Source organism: Arthrobacter sp. TJ-217 (assembly GCF_058269255.1).
In genome coordinates, this window is the sequence record NZ_JBZCNJ010000002.1 from 18,437 (window position 1) to 39,306 (window position 20,870).

A 20,870-nucleotide genomic window follows, 5' to 3' on the forward strand; every position below is an offset into this window, starting at 1 on the left:
TCGCTTAACGGACCTGTCCCAACCTGTTTTTCAGGGCAGTGACCGCAGTAGCCTTGGGTCATGAGCCACCCGCCGTTGGAAGGCCTTTCCTACAGCCAGATCGCCGCCTTGGTTGAGGAGCGTCTGGGCCGCGATACAGCAAGCAGCTCCGAAGCAAGCGGAGTGCTCCCGTTTGCGCGAGCCGAATGGGAGGAGCACCAGCCGAAGGCCAAAACCATAGGTGAAGAGTGTGCCGAGTGCGGGGAAACCTGGCCCTGCAACGCAATCCGACTGATTCTGGCCTCCGAGTAGCTTCCCTAGATCAGAGGGCCCGGAAACGCAAGCCCCTTCACGATTCCCGCGCTTCATGTACTTGACATCCGGAGCCGCGCTAATCTCAGCAACATGGCGGGCCAGAGGCGGGTCCGCCGGTTCTTCTCGGGCATATCCCGCCCACTTCGGAGGTATGTGATGTCATCCTCAAACCCTGTTCGGCGATCCCTTCTGGCGGTGACGATCGCGCTGATCACCTGTTCCTGCAGCACGCAGGGCCCTCCCAGCGCTACGGAAGCCACCCCCGAACCTTCAGCTTCTGAATCCGCTCCTGCGGCACCGGTTACGACGGAGGAAGGGGACCTTCTTCCCGACATGACCATGCTGCCGCTGGAGACATTCCGCCTTGCCTACGAGGGCGACAAGCGGGTCCTTCGGTTCGACACCGACGTCGTCAACGAGGGGTCGGGCCCTCTCGACGTCGTCGGCACGCGGGACAGTACGATGACCGCTGATCTCACGGTGACGCAGAGTATCCTCCAGCAGGGCGGTTCGCAGCGGGAAGTGCAAACGGACGCGGTCATCCGCTACGAAACGGTCGACGGCCACGAGCACTTCCACTTCCAGGACTTCGAGCGGTACAGGATGAGGCCCGAGTCAGGCTCGGAGTGGACGGGATCACATAAGGAGGGCTGGTGCATCGTCGATGACGGCAACCTCGGTGGTAAGCCCTCCCGGTACGATCCGGAGGAGTTCGACTGCGGCGCCGATGAGGAACATGAAGCGCTCGAGGTCCGTCAGGGCCTGACCGAGGGCTGGGCCGACGTGTACGACTGGTACCTCGAAGGCCAGTACATCGAGCTTGAGGGATTGAAGCTGCCAGGCAACTTCTGCGTAGAGGCCGAAGTGGATCCGGAACGTCTGCTCACCGAAGTCACGCGGGACAACAACGTTGCCTCGACCCTGGTCCGCATCACCGAATCGGAGGTTTCCATCGTGCGTGAGGGTTGCTGAGAGGCTTTCCACGCCGGGGCCGAGACCGCCTGAGCAGCCAGTCCCGGAACTCCGTCGGACGAGGAGGAGCCTCGACACCACGGGGCACGGATGCTAGACACGAATATGCCTGTTATCGGATTCCATGCTTCGCACGAGCAAATTTCACCGGCTCAGCTCCTGTTGGACGTCCAGCAGGCGGAAGCGGCGGGATTCGATGCGGCGATGTGTTCAGATCACTTTGAACCCTGGTCCGGAGCGCAGGCTCATGCCGGGTTCGCCTGGAGCTGGCTGGGAGCTGCGCTTGCAACCACCGGACTCAGTATCGGTGTTGTGACGGCGCCGGGCCAGCGCTACCACCCCGCCATTACCGCGCAGGCGTCGGCAACACTTGGAGCGATGTTTCCCGGCCGCTTCTGGCTTGCCCTTGGCAGTGGGCAGAACATGAATGAGCACGTCACCGGCGACGTCTGGCCTGACAAGGACTTCCGGCAGCGCCGGCTCGAGGAATGCGTCGACGTCATCAAGCGGCTGCATGCGGGCGAGGAGGTTACGCACCATGGCCTCGTGACCGTGGATCACGCGAGGGTGTGGGATACGCCCGATCCCCTGCCCGCGCTGCTCGCCCCGGCGATGTCCGTCGAGACAGCACGAAGGGGCGCCGCGTGGGCGGACGGGCTGATTACCACCAACCAGGATCATGGAACGCTTGAGGAATTGCTCGCGGCCTACCGTGGGGCAGGGGGCGGCGGCAAGGCGGTGCTTCAGGTCCATCTCAGCTGGGCCGACTCGAAAGCCGAAGCCGAGTCCATTGCGCACCGCCAATGGCGGACCAACGCCGTCGGACCTCCTACCACGTGGGATCTGGCGACGGCTCAGGACTTCGACGCGCTCGCCGACCGGCAGGGCGTTTCGTTGGAACAGGTCCGCGGGACAGTCAATATCTCAAGCGACCCCGAGCAGCACGTCCAGTGGCTGAAGGAGTATCTGGAGCTGGGTTTCGACGAGCTCTACCTTCACCATGTGGGCCAGGAACAGGCCCGGTTCATCGAGGTCTTCGGTGCGAAGGTCCTGCCGCTGCTGCGCGGCGCGTAGGGGTAGATCGAACCATCCCTATGCGCCACGCAGCCCGCAGGGGTTGTGTTAACCCGCAGGCGGCGTTCGCACGCCGACGCGGAATCGGGTTGATCCGGTTCTACGCACCGCCGGGTCGTTCCTGAGGTCAATCATCAACGCCGTGCACAGTCCGATCATGATCAGGACGAACGGGGCTGCGGCGATGATTGTCAGGGTCTGGAGCGCTTCGAGGCTTCCAACCGACAGCAGCACAGCGGCTACGGCGCCAGTGAGGGTTCCCCAGAGAATGGTGAGCCACTTCCGCGGTATCACTGCGCCGTGGGAGGAGAGAGAACCGAGGACGATCGACGATGCATCTGCGCCGGAGACGAAGAATACGGCGACGAGAAGAACGACGATGACCGAGGTGACCGCGGCCAGCGGATAGTCCGCCAGCAGGGCGAACATCGCTGATTCCTGGCTTTCCGCGTTCGCGGCCGCAATATCGGTTCCCGAGTTCTGGGCGGTTATCGCGGTTCCTCCCCATACGCTGAACCAGATCAGGCTGATGGCGCTGGGGACGCCAACGACGCCGATGACGAACTGCCGGATGGTTCGACCGCGTGAGATCTTGGCGAGGAACGAGCCGACGAAGGGCGTCCATGAGACCCACCAGGCCCAGTAGAAAATGGTCCAGCCTGCGAGCCATTCGTGTCCGCCGAAGGCCCCGGTGCGGGATGCCATCTGAGGGAGGGCGGCAAGGTAGCTGCCGGCCGACGCTGGAATCAGTTCGAGGATGAAGACGGTCGGGCCAACAACGAAGAGGAAGAACAACAACGCAAGGGCGAGAATCATGTTTCCGTTCGAGAGCCACTTGATTCCGCGGCTGACGCCGCTCACAGCGGAAACGACGAAACAGACCGTGAGCACGGCGATGATGGCGATCTGGATGCCAAGGCTGTTACCGAGCCCGAAGACCTTGGTCAGGCCACCGTTCATCTGCAGGACGCCAAGGCCCAGCGAGGTTGCCGATCCGAAAAGGGTGGCGAAGATTGCAAAAACGTCGACTGCCCGGAGGGCCTTGGGGGCAGGCCGTCCACGGAAAAGGGAGGTGAACGCGGCGCTGAAGCCTGCTCCACGGCCCTTGCGGTAGGCGGAGTAGGCGAGGGCGAGGCCCACGACGGCGTAGATCGCCCAGGGGTGGATCGCCCAATGGAACAGGGTGTAGTTCATTGCCTGGCGCGCGGCTTCAGGAGTACCCGGCTCGACTCCCTCGATTGGGGGAGCAAGGTAATGCGAAATAGGTTCAGTCACGCCGTAGAACATGAGACCAATACCCATGCCGGCGCTGAACATCATTGCCACCCACGAGAGCGTCGAATATTCGGGCTTCGAGCCGTCAGGACCGAGCCGGATCTTCCCGTACTTGCTGAAGGCGAGAAAAAGCGCGAACGCGACGAACCCGGTGGCCGTGAGGACGAAAGCCCAGCCGAACTTGGTGACCACCCCGTCGAGGATGCCGGTGGTGATGGCGGTGAAGGGCGCCGGAAACAGCACGGCGGCAAGCAGGAGAACGACCGCGACCGAGAGAGCGACGATGAAAACCGGCTTGTCCACGGTGTTGCCGGGGCCGGGTGCGGTGGGTGGTGAGGCGGAGCGCGGAAGCTCTCCGCCGGGCGGTGTTTCGGTACGAACAGGGGAATCAGACATATTCAACCATCCCACTGATTTCGTACCGGGCCGTCCGGTTCCACGGCCCGGAGCCGGGAACCTCGGGCTTCACGGCGCCGAATATCGAGTGGACGGGCTGTCCCCGCGGCCCCTTAAGGAAGCGTCGAGGAGCATTCAAGAGACGGAAATCACCGCCGGCGGGCCCTGGTCAGCCGCCTTACCGCCGAGAATCCAAGTGCTCCCGCGGCAACCCACGGGGCTCCGACGATGATCGGGTCGAGCCACTGATGGTTGAGGTCGGCACGTTTCGTCCCGGTCCGGGAGGCGATGCCGTGGCGGGTGGCTTCGCTGAGAACTCCGGTTTCCGTCACCGGGTTGTCGGGGCGCAGGGTCAGGAACGAGGCGAGGTGGCTTTCCCACGCGTCGACCCTGTCGGCAGCCAGCAGGATCAACCAGTGCGCGGCCCGCCCTTCACTGTATTTCTTGTAGGAGTACTTCCGCATCACCCCCGACAGGCCCTTGGGCGGCGCAGAGGTTCCAAAGACGGGGGTGAGGAACTTGTGCTCGATTGACCTCTCGCGGGGCCACTTCTCCGGCTGCCGTTCGGGAAAGTCCCAACGTGCGCCGTTCAGGGAAGGGTCGAACTTCTCCTTGGGCACCGAGGGCCGGTCCCTGGGATCGAGGTCAGCACCCCATCCGGGGATCAACTTCCGCAGTTCCTCACTCGACTTCGCGCGGCTCGGCTTGTCGGCTGTGTACGGCATTGGTCCGCTCCGTTTCAGTTGGTGCCGGGGATGATCAGCGGCTTGATGCAGTTATCGAGCTTCGCCGAGAAGATGTGGTATCCCTCGGCGATGTGCTCAAGGGGTATGCGGTGGGTGATGATGTCGCTGGGCTTGAGGTAGCCGTTCTGGATGTGCTCGAAAAGCCGCGGCCACTGCCGTTTGACCGGGGCCTGGTTCATCCGCAGGGTGAGCCCCTTGTTCAGCGCGTCTCCGAACTTCACGGCGCTGAACATCGGGCCGTAGGCACCCATCACCGAGATGGTCCCGCCCTTGCGGACTGCGTCGATCGCCCAGTTCAATGCAATCGGTGATCCGCCCTGGAGTTTGAACTTGGCCGCGGTGACATGCTGCAGGAAGTTGCCGTCGGCTTCGGCGCCGACGGCGTCGATGACGACGTCGGCGCCCAGATGGTCGGTGACCTTCTTCATTTCCACCACGATGTCGTCGTACTCGGCGAAGTTGTAGGTCTCCGCATGGGCGAAGGTACGTGCCTTCTCAAGGCGGTACTCAAGGTGGTCGATCACGATCACCCGACCGGCACCCATCAGCCAGGAGGACTTGGCGGCGAACAGGCCCACCGGTCCGGCGCCGAAGACGATGACGGTGTCGCCCTCGACGATGTCCCCGAGTTGGGCGCCGAAATAGCCGCTGGCCAGGGCGTCGGTGAGCAGCACCGCGTCCTCTTCGTCCATCCACTCCGGAATGATGCTCGGCCCTATGTCGGCGAACGGGACGCGGACGAACTGCGCCTGGCCGCCGTCGTACCCGCCGCAGGTGTGTGAGTACCCGTAGATTCCCCCGACGGCCGTGGCGTTGGCATTGACGTTGTGGCAGTTGGAGTAGAGCCCGCGCGAGCAGAAGTAGCAGGTGCCGCAGTACACGTTGAAAGGGACCATCACGCGGTCGCCGCGTTTCAGGTTCTGCACCGAGGAGCCGACCTCCTCCACCACGCCGACGAACTCGTGGCCGAAGGTCATCCCGACCCGGGTGTCGGGCATCATGCCGTGGTAGAGGTGGAGGTCCGACCCGCAGATGGCAGCCGTTGTCACCCGTACGATCGCGTCGTTAGGGTGTTCTATTGGCGGGATGTCCTTTTCTTCGATGCGGATCTTGTACGGTCCGCGGTACACCATTGCCTTCACGGGAGCCCCCTCAACAAGCGCTGTGGATGCTCGCAACTCTCACACGTCACAAAAGTGGCGGTCAAGGAATGATTTTCCCGTGCAGTTGAGGCGGCGGTGTACTAGGGTCAGCCCAGCGCCGGCCCCCGTGCCCGGGTGTTACTCCGCCTCCAACTGCTTCTCGCCGGCTTCGATTTTGAAGTCGAGGCTGTTGTTCTTCACCGGCATGGGGCAGGTTCCGTAGGGCGTGAACGCGCTTGGGTAGTTGATCGCACGGTTGAAGTCGAGGATCACCGTTCCATCGGGGCGGGGACGGGCCGTGGCGACCTTGCGCCAGTCATCGGTTGTCTCACCGTTGGTTTCGTCATGAAACGTGACAGTCAGGGCACCGAGTTTTTCCTCCTCGGCCTGGAGCCGGTATTCGTGGTCGGTTCCGGGGAGCCGGAAGACCAGTTCACCCACGGCACGGTGGACGCCGTCGACCAGCGGATTCGCGGTGCCGATGACCATCTCCACGGGTTCCGGGTACCGCTCGAAGCGGGCCTCAACCACGAGGTCGGGGCGGTACTCGAACGTGGGAACCCCCCGGAACTCACTGCGCACCGGCGACTTCGAATCCCTCGTGCGGATTGCGTACTTGTCCGCCCGCTTTGCAAGCTCCACGACCAGCTGCTTGCCGTCGCCGCCATACTGCACCCACATGAGCGATTCTTCGTCTTCAAGTTCCGCCGTGACGGTTCCGTCAACGGGCTCGCCGCTGTCGACGAGGGTCAGCCCGTCCGCTGCCGTGGCGGTGAGCACCGCGGCGGGGCCGTCGAACGACCACAGGCCGGGAACCAGCTCGACGGGGGAGGGCTCGCTTTCCAGCCACTGGAAGGAGGTGAGCGTCAACCAGCCATACTCGGTGGCGAGAGCGGCCTCCCGGCTTTTCCGAAAGCGGAGCCAGCGCTCCAACTGGGCATTTTCACTAGCGCTCATGGTTCCTCCAAAGTGGGCGGGTACAGCCTTGTCATAACGGAACGCGCGGGACGGGAATTCCCGGCCCAGGTCACGAGGCTTTCCAGTCCTTGGGGACCGTCCCGAGGCAATCTATACACGAAGGAGCCTGCGGCCGACAGGCCGCAGGCTCCATTTCGCGCGGTGTTCAAGGCATCACTGCGGCCTCGGATCAGCGCCGGGGCTCGTCTCCCCGCTCGGCGGCGCTGAGCGTGTCGCTGGCCGCTGTGCCGTCGGACTCGCCCGAGGTGTCAGCGAGACCGTTCGTCTGGTCGAACGGGCGCACGACGTCGTCGTCGGCGACGCTTGTGGGCGCAACCAAGGGGTCGACCGGCTCCGGGGGGAGCACCGTCGTCTCCGACGCGGGGGTGACGGGGGGCAATGCGTCGGTTGCCGGCTCGGCGTCGTCGGATTTCTTGCCGCTTGTGGCTGCTGCTACGCCGGCTGCCGCTGCTGCAGCCAGACCGACGCCGGCAGCGACAACTTTGCCCGACACTCCGGCCTTGCCGCTGTCGCCACGTGATCCGGCGGCGTCCATGGCGCCGGGGGTCCCGACGGGTGAGCCCTCGTTGACCGAACCCCGCCAGGCACCGGAGGCATAACCCTCGGACTCGATGAACTCCTTGAACCGGTTAAGGTCGCCTTCAGCCTGCTTCTCGACGATATTGAGCTTGTCACCCACCTTCTCAACGATTCCCTCGGGCTCATAGTCGAGCGAGAGCACGACCGACGTCTGGCCCCCTCCGAGGTCCTCGAACGTTACCGAGCCGGCGTTCGTCGCACCCTCGGTTGCGGCCCAGGCGACCTTGCGGTCAGGAACCTGCTCCAGGATCTTTGCTTCCCACCTGCGGCGGACACCGGCGATTTCAGCCACCCACTCGAGACGGTCATCGCTCAATTGCGTCACGCTCTTGATACCACCCATGAACTGGGGGAAGTCCTCGAACTGCGTCCACTGGTTGTAGGCGGTGCTTACCGGCACGTTTACCAGAATGCGTTTTTCGACCTTCGTGCTCACAACGTCTCCTTCGATTAGAAAGGCGATGACGAAAAGGATTCCGATTCGTCAGTAGGCTTACTATACATCCCCGCCCCGAGCCGTTTCCAGAGTGCGTGGAGTGACGTGTGGCGGTGTGGCTCACGCCTTGGCAGGGTTTACCGGGCGGCTGCGAGGCGGTGCCTGAGCCCGGACCGGACGGCCGGCCACTCCGGGGCGGTGATCGAAAAGACGACGGTGTCCCTCAGGGTCCCGTCCGGCATGCGCGAGTGAGCCCGAAGGACTCCGTCCTGCCGTGCACCGAGACGGGCGATCGCCCCTCGTGACTGGTGATTGTGCCAATGCGTTGTGAATGCGACCGCCGCACACTGCTCGGCCTCGAAGGCATGGGTGAGCAGCAGCAGCTTGCTCTCGGCATTGATTCCCGTCCGCTGCGCCGACGCGCGGGTCCACGTGTACCCGATCTCGGCACGGGGCGTTGAGCGGTCGATGTCGCAGAAGGTGGTCATGCCGAGCATGGAACCGGTGCGGGCGTCGCGGGCAGCGAACGGCAGCATTTCACCGTGTTGCTGCCGCTCGAGGCGGCGGTCGATCTCAGTTTCCATTGCCTCCGGGGCCGGGATGTTCGTGTACCACAGCTTCCAGAGTTCGCCGTCCCGGACGGCTTCGATGAGGCCGTCCCGGTGTTCGTGCGCCAACGGTTCAAGAGTGACGAGGGAACCGGTCAACGTTATCGGGGAAAAGGTCATGGAACCGATTCAACCCCACAAACCGAGCCAACCAGGCGCGGCCGGGCCGAGGGAGGTGATTTTACGCCGGTCGGTCCCTGCGGGGAAGAAGTCCACCCGCCGGGGCAACTCCTTGTTTCCAATTTTCGCCGATGGCTACGGTTGACGGGTTACCAGGCACGCTGTGAACCAACCTAAGGACGTGGTAAGCGTGAATCCGAAAAACCGCAGGAACCTTCCCGCCCTCCTTGCCGTCAGCGCACTGCTCCTCCTTGGCTGCGACAACACCGCGCAGGAGGAAGTGCCTGCCCCGCAGGAGCAGGTCACCGAGGAGCCCACTGAGCTGATGACGCCATCTGAAGGAACGGTTCCGACAGGCACCCTCCCCACCGACGATTAGCAGCCCGAGGCTCATCTTCCACCCAACTGCGAACGGAGCACCTCGATGAAAAACAAGCTTGTTTTCGCATCCGGCATGGCGGCCGGATTTGTTTTTGGCGCCCGAGCAGGCCGGGGCAGCTACGAAAAGATCAAGTCGAAGGCCATGGAGGCCTGGAACAGCCCTTCCGTCCAATCGACAGTTTCAAGCACAACAGAGACCCTCAAGACCAAGACCCCGTCCCGGGAGTCGCTTCCCGGGGTGCTCCGGCGCGCGGGAGGACGGCGGCCTTCGACGCAGAACAGCCCCCGCTATGACGGAACACCGCCGGCCGTGGTGCCCGCACCCGGAGAAACCGAGCCGGGAGGCCTTGCCTGAGCCCCTGATGCCCTGTAGTGCAGGACGACGGCAGCCGGGCAGTCTTCCAGGATCGCGGCTCTTCGAAGTCAGGGCGTTGTCTTAAGGACCGGGGCTGAGATCAGCGCGCGGTCGTACATGACGAGCGCGTTGTTCTCCAGCAGGAGGTCGTCGGCAATCTCATTGCCCGTGCGCTTGTCCCGCTGAATCCGGTGGATCCGGTTATGGCGGTACACCTCGCCGTCCTTCTCGTAGAAGTAGGCGTCACGTTCCCGGACGTGATACTTCACCGAAAGCGGCTCGGCCGCGCGCAGTTCTCCCCGCAGCTGGTCTTCCGCCACGTGAACCAGGACCTGGAATGTGTTCGAGGTCCGGTTGATGAAGCGGTAGTCAAGGTGGTTGTAGACGATCGAGGTCCCGGTGCCAAACGGTATCTGCCGGTTGAAGTCGGGGAACAGGTCCAGTTCGCCGTGGTGATGGTGCTCGGTGATTTCAAGTGGGCTGTGGAGGACCACCCAGTGCAGGAGGTTGGTGAACTGGCGCATCCCGCCTGCGATGCCGACGTCGGCGCCTCCGTTGTTGATGGTCAATCCCATCCGGTAGCCCTTCTTGGCGGTGCAGTGGCCCACCAACTCCCAGAACGAGAAAGTCTCGCCGGGCCGGACCAGGATCCCGTTGACGTGGGGCGCGGCGAGGCCGAGGCTGATGGCCTTGTTGTCCTGCAGTTCCAGGTCGACGTTCCCGAGGCGCCTGCGGATCATCGAGTTGTGTTTGTACACCGCAACGGGCAGCGGATCCGTGCTGCGCTCGCGGGAAAAGCGCACACCGGCCAGAGCGTTGGCCAGCTTGCGGCGAAGAATAAGCCGCTTCACGGCCAGCCAGTAGGTCTGCGGTGACAGCTCGGAAAACAATTTTCTAGCGATGACGGATCCCCCATGGATGAACGAATAACAGGTTCCGATTATCCGGTACGGCTTTCGACGCGCGCGGTGGCCTGAACATCGTGTCGGGGTGCCTGGCTGCCTCCCGCGGGCGCCGCACCGGAAAAGGCCTGCCCTTCGGAACGGTTTGGGGAAATGCGCTAATCAGGGCGGATTAGTCGATCTGCCCGCCGCACTGTAGCGTTGCTTAGACGCCGCGGGGTGGAGCAGTTCGGTAGCTCGCTGGGCTCATAACCCAGAGGTCACAGGTTCAAATCCTGTCCCCGCAACGAAGCTCAGGCTCGGAGATCGCGGATCTCCGAGCCTGCTGCGTTAAGGCCCGCCGCCGGTTTCCGTTCAAATCGCCTTCCTGGCGATGAGTCGAAGCCTTTTCTCCCCGTTGACGCCCCGCCCATTGAGGGTGCTGGTCCTGCCCCGGGGCGCTGGGAAGGGGGCCCTTTCAGCAGGCGCGGCGGGGCCGCACCGGCGCGGGCTGCGGCCTCCTGCTCAGCGGATGATGCGCCGCTGTCCGCGCCGCTCGGCCGCCCGGCGGAGGAGGTCGGTGGCGGCAAGCACAGCAACGATGATCGACACCGCGACGAGCGCGAGCATGAGGTAGAGGCCGGTGAGCATGGCCATGGGTGAGCTTGCGTCGTGGAGCAGTCCGAGCCCGCCGGCAGCGGCGACAATCCAGAACACGACTACCACCAAGAGGGCCACGGCCGAGGGTATAGATGCCCTGTTCTCTTTGAGCCACTGCATGAATTTTTTCCTCACCTTGCGCCGTTCCTCCCATTGTGAGGCCGCTGGTCCTGCAGGACAGCACTGTGTCTGTATCGGGTTGATCACATTGACGGGCGCCTGCCTGGCCACGGATCGGCGGCGCCGTTCGGGCACCACACATGTCTGGTCCGGCCGGAGCGAATCAAGCGGTCAGTGGCGGACTTCGCGGCGTGACGGACGGGTTGCCGTCGACTTCACATCGTGCGCTGTGGCAAGAAGCTCCGCTCTTCCCATGCCGTGGTCGGGCCCCCAGTACCAGCTGACCCGCTTCTCGAGTTCCACGGCGAGCGCGCCTGCATCGAGGCTTCCTGCGACCGGGAGGATGTCGCGGACCGCCTGGGTCACCGCATCACCCAAGTACGCGTATCGGCGCGCATCCATCCGTTTCTCCTCTTGCGTCGTCGGGCTTTGCCCATGGGCAAAGATAAGCATACTGTTCAATCCGGTGGTGTCTGGTCACGCACCGCAGCCTCGGAGAACGGCCGATGGCGGCGGGATCGGCAGCAAGCGGCCGGTCAGCCAAGAAGCCGGTGCTCATAGGCGAAAGCCACAAGCTGGATGCGGGTCCGTACGCCGAGTTTGCTGAGGATGCTCCGCACATGGGTCTTGATCGTTGCTTCCGACAGGAACACGCTTGCGGCGATTTCGGCGTTGCTCAGGCCTTTGGCGATGAGCAGGAAGACGTCCTTCTCCCGAGCGGAAAGCCCGGAGATCGACTGCAGGTCCGGCTGCTGCGGCTCGGCGTTGCGGGCCATGTGTTGGAAAAGGTCGTGTGCCGAGCCGGGGGCAATGACTGAGTACCCCAGGTAGACGGTGCGGATGGCTGAGAGAAGGAACTCCGGCTCAGCGCTCTTGAGCAGGTATCCACTGGCGCCTGCGCGGATGGCGTCAACGACGGCGGCGTCGCGGTTGAACGTGGTCAGGGCGATGATCCGGGGCCGATCGCGGCCGGCCTCACGTGCCCGTTCGATGATCCGCAGGGTTGCTGCGACCCCGCCGAGCACGGGCATCCGCAGGTCCATCAGGATCACATCCGGCTGCCGGGCCTCGGCAAGCTCAATGGCGTCCTGCCCATTGCCTGCACCTCCACTGAACACCATGTCGGACTGCGACTCGATGAGCATCTGGAGGCCGGCGCGGAACAGGGCCTGGTCGTCAACCAGTGCCACGGAGATGCGGCTGCCCCGCGGACCGCTCTCAGGCATTGGCGTTCTCGACGATGCCCTGGAGCACAGCCGAATCGGCGGCGAAGGGCTGGAGGCCGTAGGGAACAAACGCTGTAACACGGAAGGTTTCGCCATCGGGCCCGGCGGTCAGCCATCCACCGGCGAGATGGGCGCGTTCGCGCATGCCGGGGATGCCGCGGCCCGTCCGTTCCGGATCGGGGGCAACCGTTCCGGCGTGCGAGGCAACCTGCACCGAGAGGCCGGGTCCGCTCCAGTCGAGGTGGAGGGTGACCCGGGTTCCGGGGCCTCCGTGCTTCAAGGCATTGGTGAGGCTTTCCTGGATGATCCGGAACACCGCCAACTCCTGACCGGGGCCAAGTTCCACCGGCGTCCCCGAGGCCGAGCGCTCGACAGCCAGACTGCCGCTGTTCAGCCGCTCCACCAAGGCGTCGACGTCACCCAGGGCGGGCTGGGGCTGGGCCGAGTTCTCGCCGCTCACGCCCTCGATGACCCGCTGAGCATCACGGAGCGCACCGCGAGCCGACGCTGCAATGTTCTCCAGGGCGGCGAGCACAGGCTTCGACTGGTCCTTGCTCAGGTAGCGAGAGCCGTCGGCCTGGGCCACGATGACGGCGAGCGAATGGGCGAGCACGTCGTGGAGGTCCCTTGAGATGCGGGTGCGTTCCTGCTCGATGATCAGATCCACCTCGGTGGCGCGCAGGTCCTCAACCGCGGCCGCCCGCTCCCGGAACAGGGTGCCGCGTTCGTTGTACCCGCGGACCACATAGCCGGCGAGCCAGAACGGAACCATCATCACCAGCAGGAATGAAGCGCAAAGCATCCAATACCCTGCCATGTAGCCCCGGGACATGCTGCCGTCGATATAGAACCACCCGACGCCGGAGGAATGCTGGCGCGACAACATCAGGAAGGCCATCACCGCGGCGCATACGGGGGCAAGGGCAAGCGCCGACCACTGCACCTTCGGCCGGGCGTTCAAGGCGATGAACAGCAGTGAATACGCCGCCCCGAGGTAGATCGGCCAGTCAGAGTTTATCGGCGGAACGAGGTAAAGCACCTGGCCTGCCAGGAGCCCTCCCGTCACGGCCATCGAAATCACCGGAAACCGGGCCGAGACTCCCAGCGCCACGGTGAGCGCGATCAGTGAAGGAGCCGAGGGCCAGTTCAGGAAAGTGCCACCCATCCGCCCGGCCTCACCGACGCACCACAAGACGAAAAACACTCCGGCCGATGCCGGTGCACCCCAACGTTGTCCAAACCTGCTGATTTTCCCCATTGCCCGAAACTATCCCGCCCCCAACGTCGTTAGCGCCCGATCGTACGTCTTTCATCCCTGCTGCACCCCAGAACCATCCCGCGGGATGAGTTGCTGCCCGTTCGGCAATACCGGAGGCCAGTGCCGGCTCAGGCTCCGCCCCGAAGCCGTCCAAGCAGTTCAAGTTCTTCGGCCCGGCTGAGCCCCGAGCGGCGCGGCCGGTCGAGCCCCCGGCGGCGCTCGTCGTCGAGCGTATCGGTAAGCGTCTCGGTGAGGCTGCGCAGGGCACCTCCCGCGCCGCGGAACGCTGTGTTGCTCCGCCGGGCCATTGCATCATCGTTCCCGGGCAGCCACAGCGGAAGCGACCGCGGACCGGCCCAGTGGTGCACCCCCTGCTCGATCAGCCACCCCTCTGCGGCCTCAACGAGTGTCCCGGTGAACCCTGCGGCCGCTGCGGCTTCGGTGAGCATCGCCGCAAAGGTGTGCTCGTTGCCCACAGCGTTGAAGGTTCCGGAGAGGGTGCTGCTGCCGGCTTCGACAATCCAGGTGGCGAGATCCCGGACGTCGATCACCTGAACATGGCGGCTATCAACGCCGGGGACGAGCACCGGTTCCCGGCCGGCCAGGGCGAGCCTGGCCACCCAGTACCCGAAGCGGTCGCTCCCGTCGCCCGGTCCCGCGATGAGGCCGGGGCGCACGATCAGCAGCCGATCTCCGAGCGCCCGGGCCGCAGCGCGCTCGCTTGCGGCTTTGGCGGAGGGATAGTCGGTCTCGTCCTCCGGTTCGACGACGGCGGCGCTCTCATCGGCGCCCGGTTCGGCGTTGGAAGCGTAGACGGAAACCGACGACACGAGCGTCCAGTGCTCCGCCTCGGGAGCGAGCGCGGAAAGTGCGCCCCTGACGAAGGCGGGGCTTGACGACAGTTCGACCACCTCATCCCAGGTTTGGCCGGCCACCTCGTTGTACGCGCCGTCCTCGGCGCGGTCCGAGGTAATGAGGCGCGCACCGTCGGGGGCGTGTCCGGATCGGCCGCGCGCCAGGCAGGTGACATCGGCGCCCCGTTCAAGCAGGGATGTGGCGACGGCCCGGCCAAGCCATGCCGTGCCTCCGAGGACGAGAACCCGCCTCACAGCGGCACGCCGCTGGAATCCCCGGCGGCCGCAGGGAGAGCTGGTGCGCCGACTCGAGCGGCCATGTTGCCTTCCTTTTCCCTTGGCGGCGGGCAGGTGCCCCCTGACAGCGGGCAGCCGCGTTGACGAACGTCGCGACGCCGCCGTACCGCGTTACAGAGGAACCCTACCCAACGCCCGGTCGGCGCAGGGGCAGCTGGTGAAGGGTGGCGTCGATCCTGCCGTCAGCAACCACGGCGCTCAGGTAGGAGCAATGCGGCTGGCGCCGGCGGTCGGTGGGGGAGCCGGGGTTCAGCAACCTCATCCCTGCCGGGGTGGTGGAATCCCAGGGAATATGGCTGTGCCCGAAGATGAGGACGTCGGTGCCGGGGAACTGCTGGTCCATGCGCTGTTCCCTGCCGGTCTTCGCGCCGGTCTCATGGACAACCCTGAACAGCAGGCCTTCGATTCGGGCTTCGGCAACCAGGGGCAGCCTCTTCCGCAGTTCGGGGCCGTCGTTGTTGCCGTAACACCCGATCAGGCGGGAGGACCGTTCCAGCAGGTGGTCGAGGAGCGCCGTTTCGGTCCAGTCACCGGCGTGGATGACGATGTCGGCGTTCGAGACCGCGGCTTCGACCTCAGGCGGAAGCGCCTTGGCGCGTTTCGGAAGATGCGTGTCCGCCAGGATCACCAACGAGGTAGCCATGCTCATGATTCTGCCACCGGATCAACCCCCGGCTCGTGACAAAGGACCGTTCTCGTGCAATGCTTCCCTAAGCGTGCTTAGTATTGCGCCGTAAGGAATCCGCGCCGTACCGTCGGCGTCCCGCACGAGCAACGGAGGAACCAATGAATATCGACAAATCGCAAATCATTGACCTGCTGAAGTCCCAGGGGAAGTCGGACCAGGCCAGCCAGGCGGAGTCAGAGCTGCCCGACTCGGTGGACTCCGAAAAAGACGCAGGGCTCCTCGAAAAATTCGGAATCAATCCGCAGGATCTGCTCGGCAAACTTTCCGGCGGATTCGGCGGACTGGGCGGCTGACAAAACTCTCCGCCCCGGCGCGCGACGCCAAACAAGGCAAAACCCTGAAGAAAAGGTGAGTGTGAAATGGATACGGGCCAACTGATCTGGATCATTGTTGGGATCATCGTCCTGCTTGCTGTTATTGGTTTTGTGATTGCCCTCGGGCGCAAGCGGAAGCGCGCCCGGTCTGACCGTCAGCTGGAGAAAGACCGCCAGAAGGCGGCCGAGATCCGTGAGCAGGCGCGCGTTTCCGACCTTGAGGCGCGGGAGCGCGAAGCGAAGGCCGCGATGGTCGACGCCGAGGCCCAGCAGGCCGAGGTCGAAGCCGAACGGCTGCGCCGCCAGGCCCAGGAGCGCCAGGCGGAAGCGCAGGACCTCAGGGACCGTACGTCGACAACCACCCAAAAGGCCGATGAGCTCGACCCTGATGTGGACACCCAGCGCCGGGATGGCAGCAGGTAGCACCTCGGCAAGAGGGGCCCGGGCGGCAACTGCCGCCCGGGCCCCTTTGTGCGTTGATCCGTCAGGTTTTCTGCCGCGCGGGAGCTAGCTGGCTGCCGGGACGGCAGGGCCAGTCGGCCACCGCAGGAGCGCCGCGATTGGATGCGAGTCGAGCGCTCCGGGAGGGTAGAAGGTAATCTCCGCGTCGGTCAGCGCCGCCGCCCGCAGGATTGCTGCAAGCGCCGGAACCGGCCCTATCACTTCAGCACCGGCTGTTTCCCCTTCCGTTGTGGCTACCCACGGTGCGGCGTCGAGCGCCAGGAGGGTGCGTCCCTCCCAGGCGCCGGTTTCGAGCAGCAGGGTGTCGACCTGCGCCTGCTGCAGCGCAGTAATGACCGGCCCGACCCCCGCGGCGGAGGTCCGGCCGGACTGCCCGGCCTGCTCGGCGAGCCGGTCAAGCAGCTGGTGCTGACGGTCCGCCATGACGCGCGTAACAAGCTGATCGACCTGGATGGCGAACGCCTCGGCGTCGGAGCCGCCGGTGCGGGTGTGGCTGTCAATCACCGAAAGGATCGAACGGGTTTCCTCGGAGACCTGTTCGGCAACGAGCTGCCGGGCGCGGATGTCTCCTGACACAATGACCAGCTTGGCCCGGCTGGCCGAGACAACCCTGTCGATTTCGGTGGCCACCCCGCCGGCGTTGGACTTCCAAACCTTCTCGGCATGCTGGTGGAAGCTCTTGTGCGCCCACCCGCCTCCATGGACCTTGCGCATATGTTCGGTGTCGCCCTCAATCGAGGCGACCGGTTCGCCGCGCGTTGGGCCTGCCGAGAGCTGGTCCGCGTGCCGCAGGTACACCTCGCCGCCGTCGCGCCCCACTTCCGCAATGACATAAGCGAAGTCCTCAGGGCAGTGGCGCACCATCGGGGTGAAATCGGGGATCGGACCAACGGCAATCACCTGGGGCGTCACCATGGGTCCGGCAAGGAACTCGTTGACGACCGCTTCGCCGTCGTGCACGAGAAGAAAGCGGGACACCGGGTCCGGCAGTCCCTTCGACGTCTTCGCGAGGGCAGCGACCGCGGCCTTCACGTCCTGCTTCGGGGTTCCCGCCCGCTCCATCGTCTCGGTGACAAGGCGGGGCAGCTCGTCGTCGCTCGCCACCGATTCGACCGTTGCGGTACTTCCGTCCACATAAAGGGTGGTCCACGGGCCGGGGAGCTTGTAGAGGTGTGAGTGGTCTTTGAGTGCGTGCGTCATTGGCAGCACCTTCTCTCTTCGATGTTGCTTCTGCGCCGCGCCGGCGCAGCGTGATGGATAGGTGCGGTCCGCTCCATCCGGAAGGGAGTGGACGGACGGTGAAAGGAGATTGTGGGTCCGGCCCGCACGGTGGCCGCGGCTCTGGAGCCTCGCGCGTGCCCGGTCACTGCTCTACCGTGTGTCGGCGTCTTTCCCGTTGGCGGCCGGGTCGGCTCCCTCTGCGGGATCCTGCGTGTGGTGGCGGATGTCTGTCGGATCGGCGTCGGTGTCCCCCTCCGCCGGGGCCTCGTTGTGGCTTCGTTCCTGCTGGTCGGGGCTTTCTGACATGGCGGGTACTGTCCTTTCGAGTGGCGGCAGGAGGTACTGGAAGTCTACGGAGGACCCGCGCCCAACATAACCCCCGGGAAGTACCCACGGGTCGGTCGCCGCGGCGGGCATCCGGTGCTGGGTGGGGAATTTCCCTTTCCAACATGTGCTGTGCGGCGGATACTGCTAAGTAGGCTTACGGTAAGGTGCCGGAGCCCTCAACGACCGGTCCGCCCACCGGTGGAACCCACAAGTGAGGAGAGCGATATGCCAACCAAGGCTCGAGACATCATGACAGGCAGCGTAGAGTGCATCGGCGAAAACGACACACTGCAGCAGGCGGCCGTGAAGATGCGCGACCTGGACGTCGGGTCCCTGCCCATCTGTGGGGAGGACAAGCGACTCAAGGGGATGCTGACGGACCGTGACATCGTTGTCCGGTCCATCGCCGACGGCAGGGACCCAAGCACCGTCACAGCCGGTGAGCTGGCGCAGGGCAAACCCGTCACCATCGGAGCCGACGACACAGTCGAAGAAGCGATCAAGACAATGCAGGACCACCAGGTCCGCCGCCTGCCCGTGATCGACGGCCACGATCTCGTTGGAGTCATCAGCCAGGCGGACATTGCCCGAAACTACCCGGAGGACCGGGTCGGCGACCTCGTCGAATTCATCTCCTACTAGGTTCTGCCTTCCTGCCGCGGACAGCTGCAACAACGACGGCCGCCCCGGAGGGGGCGGCCGTCGTCGCGCGTCGTAGTGCGTCAGCCGATGGTGCGTTCCGGATCCAGTCCCGCGCCGCGCTGCCGGACCCGCTACTGCAGGTCGCGGTCGTTGATGTGGCTCAGCGGCGAGCCTCCGCTGTTCGCCGGATCATCGCTCGAGTCGTAATCGTCGTCTTCGCCCACACCGAAATCGACGTCCGCCGCGGCTTCTCCGAGGGTCGGCTCATCCGGGGGAATCTGCTCGTCGCCGCGCTCCCAGCGCGCCTCAAGCGATTCATCCCTCAGGATCTGATCGCTGAGCAGTTCCTCCTGCTCGTCGTCATCGTCAATCTCGCTCTGCAGCAGCGGATCCTCCTGCCAGCGGTCAGGGTCGGTTTCGGCGGCACCGGGATAGTCGTCCGGCCTCCCGGGGATAAACGGCACATCTGCCGTTGATTCGTCGAGGATGTCCGGATCGTCATCGGTAATGACGTGCATGTCCTCTTCGGGGAGGGTTTCAGGAGGGTTCTCTTCGCTCATGGTTCCACCTTTCGATGCGGGGCGTCACTGGATGAATAATAAGCCTACTGATTTTTTCCTGACGGGGACAATACAGACTCCGGAACGTGGTCGCGCCAGCTGTGCCGGGGCTCGAAGCCGAGCAGTTTCCGCGCCTTGTCGATCGACAGCAGGGTTTCCGTGCCGCTGACTTCCGCAACCAGCGGCACCTCGGGGAACACCTCGGCCGCGAGGTCAACGCTGGGCCGGCTCATCACGGTGTCGGCCGCTGCAATCAGGAACCGGTCGAACCCGGGAGCTGCGTTCTCGAGGGCTTTCTGCACCGCCTGGGCGCCATCGCGCCCGTCGATGTAACCCCAAAGGTTCCACTTGCGCAGCAGCGCGTCGGCGTCGAAGGAGGGGAACTCGGCGTAGTCCTCGGGATCCATCACGTTCGAAAAGCGCAACGCCGTGATGCGCAGCTCCGGGTCCCAGCGCGCCATCTCGATCGCCATCTGCTCCTCGAGGTGCTTGACGAGCGAATACGTGCTCTCGGGCCGGGCCGGATACTCCTCGTCCACGGGGAGGTAGGGAGGGGCCTCGTCGAAGGGAAGACCCTGCACCGTCTCGCTCGAGGCGTAGACGACGCGCTTGATCCCTGCCCGCCGGCACGCCTGGAAGACGTTGTAGGTGGCGAGCATGTTGTTGTGGAACGTCGCGGCGTCGGCGGTGAGGCCCGGGGCGGGAATCGCCCCGAGATGCACCACCGCGTCGAAGCCGTCGGTGCGGTCGTCGACGCCCAGCAGCGCGTCGAGCACCTGCCCATAGTCGCGCAGGTCGACGCGCAGGAAACCGGGGCTGCGCTCGCCGTACTGGTCGAGTTCAAGCACGAAGTTCCCGTCGGCCCGGAGTGAGCGCACTACGCTGCGGCCCAATTTGCCCGTGGCGCCGGTGACGGCGATCCTGTCCGCCATCAGACCGGCCGCGATTCGGGGGAGCGGGTCAGTGAAGGATCGGTTTCGGCGAGGGCCCCTACGGCGTCGTCGATTGCGGCAAGGACCGACTCCTCAAGGACCACGCCCGCCGCGCCGACGTTCGCCTTCACCTGCTCCGGCCGCGAGGCGCCGATGATCGCCGACGCGACGTTGCGGTTCTGCAGCACCCAGGCGATGGCCAGCTGGGCCATGGTCAGCCCGACGCCGTCGGCGATCGGCTTCAGCCGCTGGACGCCGGTGAGGACGTCGTCCTCCATCCAGCGCTTGATCGTCGTAGCGCCGCCCTTCTCGTCGGCGGCGCGGGTTCCCTGTTCCGGGTCGCGGCCGGGCAGGTACTTGCCCGTCAGGACGCCCTGGGCGACGGGGGACCAGACGATCTGGGAGATGCCCAGCTCCTCCGAGGTGGGCACCACCTCCTTCTCGATGACCCGCCAGAGCATCGAGTACTGCGGCTGGTTCGAAATCAGCTGGATGCCGAGTTCGCGGGCGAGCGCATGGCCGGCCCGGAGCTGTTCAGCGTTCCATTCGCTGACACCGATGTACAGTGCCTTGCCCTGACGGACGACGTCGGCGAAGGCCTGCATCGTCTCCTCAAGGGGAGTCTCGGAATCGTAGCGGTGTGCCTGGTAGAGGTCGACGTAGTCGGTTTGGAGGCGGCGCAGCGATCCGTCGATCGAAGCCCGGATGTGCTTGCGCGAGAGGCCAGCCTCGTTGTGGCCCTTGCTGCCGGTGGGCCAGTACACCTTGGTGAAGATCTCGAGCGTTTCGCGGCGCTGCCCCTTGAGCGCATCCCCGAGGACCGTTTCCGCTGCGGTGTTGGCGTATGCGTCGGCGGTGTCGAAAGTGCTGATGCCGGCCTCGAGGGCGGCGGTAACGCACTGCACGGCGATGTCGTTCTCCACCTGCGAGCCGTGGGTCAGCCAGTTCCCGTACGTGATCTCCGAAACCTTGAGTCCGCTGTTTCCCAGATATCTATAGTCCATGAGGCTGATGCTATCCATCATCGGCCCGGCGGGTACAGGACCGCCGGCGCCGATGCGGCCGTACCGGC

Annotated in this window: 25 protein-coding genes and 1 tRNA gene; 8 read left to right on the top strand and 18 right to left on the bottom strand. The window is 64.9% G+C overall.

Features of this window, described 5'->3' with window-relative positions; genetic code table 11:
• Positions 1–627 precede the first annotated feature (627 nt).
• Positions 628–1,266: a lysyl oxidase family protein gene (locus AC4D2R_RS03160; RefSeq protein WP_490937407.1), complete on the top strand. Its 639-nt coding sequence runs from the start codon at positions 628–630 to the stop codon at positions 1,264–1,266.
• Between the two features lie 105 nt (positions 1,267–1,371).
• Positions 1,372–2,340 carry a TIGR03885 family FMN-dependent LLM class oxidoreductase gene (locus tag AC4D2R_RS03165; RefSeq protein ID WP_490937409.1) on the top strand — a complete coding sequence of 323 codons (969 nt, stop codon included), beginning with the start codon at positions 1,372–1,374 and terminating at the stop codon, positions 2,338–2,340.
• A gap of 48 nt (positions 2,341–2,388) precedes the next feature.
• Here the strand turns inward: AC4D2R_RS03165 and AC4D2R_RS03170 are convergent, their stop codons facing one another.
• The 6 genes from AC4D2R_RS03170 to AC4D2R_RS03195 all read right to left on the bottom strand — a co-directional run bounded on the left by AC4D2R_RS03170 (position 2,389) and on the right by AC4D2R_RS03195 (position 8,620).
• Positions 2,389–4,011, bottom strand: coding sequence for a BCCT family transporter (locus tag AC4D2R_RS03170; protein ID WP_490937411.1), 1,623 nt, complete (start codon positions 4,009–4,011; stop codon positions 2,389–2,391).
• Positions 4,012–4,160: 149 nt separating this feature from the next.
• Positions 4,161–4,736: a hypothetical protein gene (locus tag AC4D2R_RS03175; RefSeq protein WP_490937413.1), complete on the bottom strand. Its 576-nt coding sequence runs from the start codon at positions 4,734–4,736 to the stop codon at positions 4,161–4,163.
• 14 nt (positions 4,737–4,750) lie between these two features.
• A complete protein-coding gene (locus tag AC4D2R_RS03180) occupies positions 4,751–5,899 on the bottom strand; it encodes a zinc-dependent alcohol dehydrogenase (protein WP_490937415.1) in 1,149 nt (382 codons plus the stop codon).
• A gap of 138 nt (positions 5,900–6,037) precedes the next feature.
• Positions 6,038–6,856 carry a DUF1684 domain-containing protein gene (locus AC4D2R_RS03185; protein WP_490937417.1) on the bottom strand — a complete coding sequence of 273 codons (819 nt, stop codon included), beginning with the start codon at positions 6,854–6,856 and terminating at the stop codon, positions 6,038–6,040.
• A gap of 190 nt (positions 6,857–7,046) precedes the next feature.
• Positions 7,047–7,892 (bottom strand): SRPBCC family protein, encoded by an 846-nt coding sequence (locus AC4D2R_RS03190; RefSeq protein WP_490937419.1) that lies wholly within the window; start codon positions 7,890–7,892, stop codon positions 7,047–7,049.
• A gap of 137 nt (positions 7,893–8,029) precedes the next feature.
• Positions 8,030–8,620, bottom strand: a complete 591-nt coding sequence (locus AC4D2R_RS03195) for a GNAT family N-acetyltransferase (RefSeq protein ID WP_490937421.1) — start codon at positions 8,618–8,620, stop codon at positions 8,030–8,032.
• Between the two features lie 190 nt (positions 8,621–8,810).
• On the opposite strand from AC4D2R_RS03195, the gene AC4D2R_RS03200 reads away from it, so the two are divergent.
• Together AC4D2R_RS03200 and AC4D2R_RS03205 are read left to right on the top strand one after the other, a co-directional pair.
• Positions 8,811–8,999 carry a hypothetical protein gene (locus tag AC4D2R_RS03200; protein ID WP_490901573.1) on the top strand — a complete coding sequence of 63 codons (189 nt, stop codon included), beginning with the start codon at positions 8,811–8,813 and terminating at the stop codon, positions 8,997–8,999.
• Positions 9,000–9,044: 45 nt separating this feature from the next.
• Positions 9,045–9,356 carry a hypothetical protein gene (locus tag AC4D2R_RS03205; protein ID WP_490937423.1) on the top strand — a complete coding sequence of 104 codons (312 nt, stop codon included), beginning with the start codon at positions 9,045–9,047 and terminating at the stop codon, positions 9,354–9,356.
• Between the two features lie 68 nt (positions 9,357–9,424).
• Here AC4D2R_RS03205 and AC4D2R_RS03210 read toward each other — a convergent pair whose 3' ends face one another.
• Positions 9,425–10,246, bottom strand: coding sequence for a VanW family protein (locus AC4D2R_RS03210; protein ID WP_490937425.1), 822 nt, complete (start codon positions 10,244–10,246; stop codon positions 9,425–9,427).
• A gap of 225 nt (positions 10,247–10,471) precedes the next feature.
• Here AC4D2R_RS03210 and AC4D2R_RS03215 point away from each other — a divergent pair.
• Positions 10,472–10,545, top strand: a tRNA-Met gene (locus AC4D2R_RS03215).
• 217 nt (positions 10,546–10,762) lie between these two features.
• Here AC4D2R_RS03215 and AC4D2R_RS03220 read toward each other — a convergent pair.
• The 6 genes from AC4D2R_RS03220 to AC4D2R_RS03245 all read right to left on the bottom strand — a co-directional run bounded on the left by AC4D2R_RS03220 (position 10,763) and on the right by AC4D2R_RS03245 (position 15,295).
• Entirely contained in the window at positions 10,763–11,017 is a 255-nt protein-coding gene (locus tag AC4D2R_RS03220; protein ID WP_490901578.1) for a hypothetical protein, read from the bottom strand.
• 171 nt (positions 11,018–11,188) lie between these two features.
• Positions 11,189–11,419, bottom strand: a complete 231-nt coding sequence (locus AC4D2R_RS03225; protein ID WP_490937427.1) for a hypothetical protein — start codon at positions 11,417–11,419, stop codon at positions 11,189–11,191.
• 134 nt (positions 11,420–11,553) lie between these two features.
• Complete coding sequence (locus AC4D2R_RS03230) at positions 11,554–12,243, bottom strand: response regulator (RefSeq protein WP_490937429.1); 690 nt, start codon at positions 12,241–12,243, stop codon at positions 11,554–11,556.
• Positions 12,236–13,408 (bottom strand): sensor histidine kinase, encoded by a 1,173-nt coding sequence (locus AC4D2R_RS03235; protein WP_490937431.1) that lies wholly within the window; start codon positions 13,406–13,408, stop codon positions 12,236–12,238. Before AC4D2R_RS03235 ends, AC4D2R_RS03230 begins: the two co-directional genes overlap by 8 nt.
• Before the next feature lie 221 nt (positions 13,409–13,629).
• On the bottom strand, positions 13,630–14,610 hold the full coding sequence (locus AC4D2R_RS03240; RefSeq protein WP_490937433.1) for an NAD-dependent epimerase/dehydratase family protein: 981 nt from the start codon (positions 14,608–14,610) through the stop codon (positions 13,630–13,632).
• A gap of 166 nt (positions 14,611–14,776) precedes the next feature.
• Entirely contained in the window at positions 14,777–15,295 is a 519-nt protein-coding gene (locus AC4D2R_RS03245) for a metallophosphoesterase family protein (protein ID WP_490937469.1), read from the bottom strand.
• 143 nt (positions 15,296–15,438) lie between these two features.
• Here AC4D2R_RS03245 and AC4D2R_RS03250 point away from each other — a divergent pair, with 143 nt between their 5' ends.
• Both AC4D2R_RS03250 and AC4D2R_RS03255 read left to right on the top strand, forming a co-directional pair.
• Positions 15,439–15,633, top strand: coding sequence for a hypothetical protein (locus tag AC4D2R_RS03250; RefSeq protein WP_490901587.1), 195 nt, complete (start codon positions 15,439–15,441; stop codon positions 15,631–15,633).
• A gap of 66 nt (positions 15,634–15,699) precedes the next feature.
• Positions 15,700–16,077 (top strand): hypothetical protein, encoded by a 378-nt coding sequence (locus AC4D2R_RS03255; RefSeq protein WP_490937471.1) that lies wholly within the window; start codon positions 15,700–15,702, stop codon positions 16,075–16,077.
• 84 nt (positions 16,078–16,161) lie between these two features.
• On the opposite strand, the gene AC4D2R_RS03260 is transcribed toward AC4D2R_RS03255, so the two are convergent.
• Positions 16,162–17,316, bottom strand: a complete 1,155-nt coding sequence (locus AC4D2R_RS03260; RefSeq protein ID WP_490937473.1) for a baeRF2 domain-containing protein — start codon at positions 17,314–17,316, stop codon at positions 16,162–16,164.
• Between the two features lie 171 nt (positions 17,317–17,487).
• On the bottom strand, positions 17,488–17,643 hold the full coding sequence (locus AC4D2R_RS03265) for a hypothetical protein (protein WP_490901590.1): 156 nt from the start codon (positions 17,641–17,643) through the stop codon (positions 17,488–17,490).
• 270 nt (positions 17,644–17,913) lie between these two features.
• Between AC4D2R_RS03265 and AC4D2R_RS03270 the strand changes: the two genes are divergently transcribed.
• A complete protein-coding gene (locus tag AC4D2R_RS03270; RefSeq protein WP_490937475.1) occupies positions 17,914–18,306 on the top strand; it encodes a CBS domain-containing protein in 393 nt (130 codons plus the stop codon).
• 131 nt (positions 18,307–18,437) lie between these two features.
• On the opposite strand, the gene AC4D2R_RS03275 is transcribed toward AC4D2R_RS03270, so the two are convergent.
• Genes AC4D2R_RS03275 through AC4D2R_RS03285 form a run of 3 tightly spaced genes read right to left on the bottom strand, consistent with a single transcriptional unit; the run spans position 18,438 to position 20,802 of the window.
• Positions 18,438–18,866 carry a hypothetical protein gene (locus tag AC4D2R_RS03275; protein ID WP_490901592.1) on the bottom strand — a complete coding sequence of 143 codons (429 nt, stop codon included), beginning with the start codon at positions 18,864–18,866 and terminating at the stop codon, positions 18,438–18,440.
• A 44-nt stretch (positions 18,867–18,910) separates the two neighbouring features.
• Positions 18,911–19,798, bottom strand: coding sequence for an NAD-dependent epimerase/dehydratase family protein (locus tag AC4D2R_RS03280; protein ID WP_490901593.1), 888 nt, complete (start codon positions 19,796–19,798; stop codon positions 18,911–18,913).
• Entirely contained in the window at positions 19,798–20,802 is a 1,005-nt protein-coding gene (locus AC4D2R_RS03285; RefSeq protein WP_490937477.1) for an aldo/keto reductase family protein, read from the bottom strand. Before AC4D2R_RS03285 ends, AC4D2R_RS03280 begins: the two co-directional genes overlap by 1 nt.
• Positions 20,803–20,870: the final 68 nt, after the last annotated feature.

Bases quoted from the DNA above. Each gene is read 5' to 3' on its own strand.
- AC4D2R_RS03160 (WP_490937407.1), top strand. From the start codon at position 628: ATGACCATGCTGCCGCTGGAGACATTCCGCCTTGCCTACGAGGGCGAC.
- AC4D2R_RS03165 (WP_490937409.1), top strand. From the start codon at position 1,372: ATGCCTGTTATCGGATTCCATGCTTCGCACGAGCAAATTTCACCGGCT.
- AC4D2R_RS03170 (WP_490937411.1), bottom strand. From the start codon at position 4,011: ATGTCTGATTCCCCTGTTCGTACCGAAACACCGCCCGGCGGAGAGCTT.
- AC4D2R_RS03175 (WP_490937413.1), bottom strand. From the start codon at position 4,736: ATGCCGTACACAGCCGACAAGCCGAGCCGCGCGAAGTCGAGTGAGGAA.
- AC4D2R_RS03185 (WP_490937417.1), bottom strand. From the start codon at position 6,856: ATGAGCGCTAGTGAAAATGCCCAGTTGGAGCGCTGGCTCCGCTTTCGG.
- AC4D2R_RS03195 (WP_490937421.1), bottom strand. From the start codon at position 8,620: ATGACCTTTTCCCCGATAACGTTGACCGGTTCCCTCGTCACTCTTGAA.
- AC4D2R_RS03205 (WP_490937423.1), top strand. From the start codon at position 9,045: ATGAAAAACAAGCTTGTTTTCGCATCCGGCATGGCGGCCGGATTTGTT.
- AC4D2R_RS03220 (WP_490901578.1), bottom strand. From the start codon at position 11,017: ATGCAGTGGCTCAAAGAGAACAGGGCATCTATACCCTCGGCCGTGGCC.
- AC4D2R_RS03225 (WP_490937427.1), bottom strand. From the start codon at position 11,419: ATGGATGCGCGCCGATACGCGTACTTGGGTGATGCGGTGACCCAGGCG.
- AC4D2R_RS03230 (WP_490937429.1), bottom strand. From the start codon at position 12,243: ATGCCTGAGAGCGGTCCGCGGGGCAGCCGCATCTCCGTGGCACTGGTT.
- AC4D2R_RS03235 (WP_490937431.1), bottom strand. From the start codon at position 13,408: ATGGGTGGCACTTTCCTGAACTGGCCCTCGGCTCCTTCACTGATCGCG.
- AC4D2R_RS03245 (WP_490937469.1), bottom strand. From the start codon at position 15,295: ATGGCTACCTCGTTGGTGATCCTGGCGGACACGCATCTTCCGAAACGC.
- AC4D2R_RS03250 (WP_490901587.1), top strand. From the start codon at position 15,439: ATGAATATCGACAAATCGCAAATCATTGACCTGCTGAAGTCCCAGGGG.
- AC4D2R_RS03255 (WP_490937471.1), top strand. From the start codon at position 15,700: ATGGATACGGGCCAACTGATCTGGATCATTGTTGGGATCATCGTCCTG.
- AC4D2R_RS03260 (WP_490937473.1), bottom strand. From the start codon at position 17,316: ATGACGCACGCACTCAAAGACCACTCACACCTCTACAAGCTCCCCGGC.
- AC4D2R_RS03265 (WP_490901590.1), bottom strand. From the start codon at position 17,643: ATGTCAGAAAGCCCCGACCAGCAGGAACGAAGCCACAACGAGGCCCCG.
- AC4D2R_RS03270 (WP_490937475.1), top strand. From the start codon at position 17,914: ATGACAGGCAGCGTAGAGTGCATCGGCGAAAACGACACACTGCAGCAG.
- AC4D2R_RS03275 (WP_490901592.1), bottom strand. From the start codon at position 18,866: ATGAGCGAAGAGAACCCTCCTGAAACCCTCCCCGAAGAGGACATGCAC.
- AC4D2R_RS03280 (WP_490901593.1), bottom strand. From the start codon at position 19,798: ATGGCGGACAGGATCGCCGTCACCGGCGCCACGGGCAAATTGGGCCGC.
- AC4D2R_RS03285 (WP_490937477.1), bottom strand. From the start codon at position 20,802: ATGGACTATAGATATCTGGGAAACAGCGGACTCAAGGTTTCGGAGATC.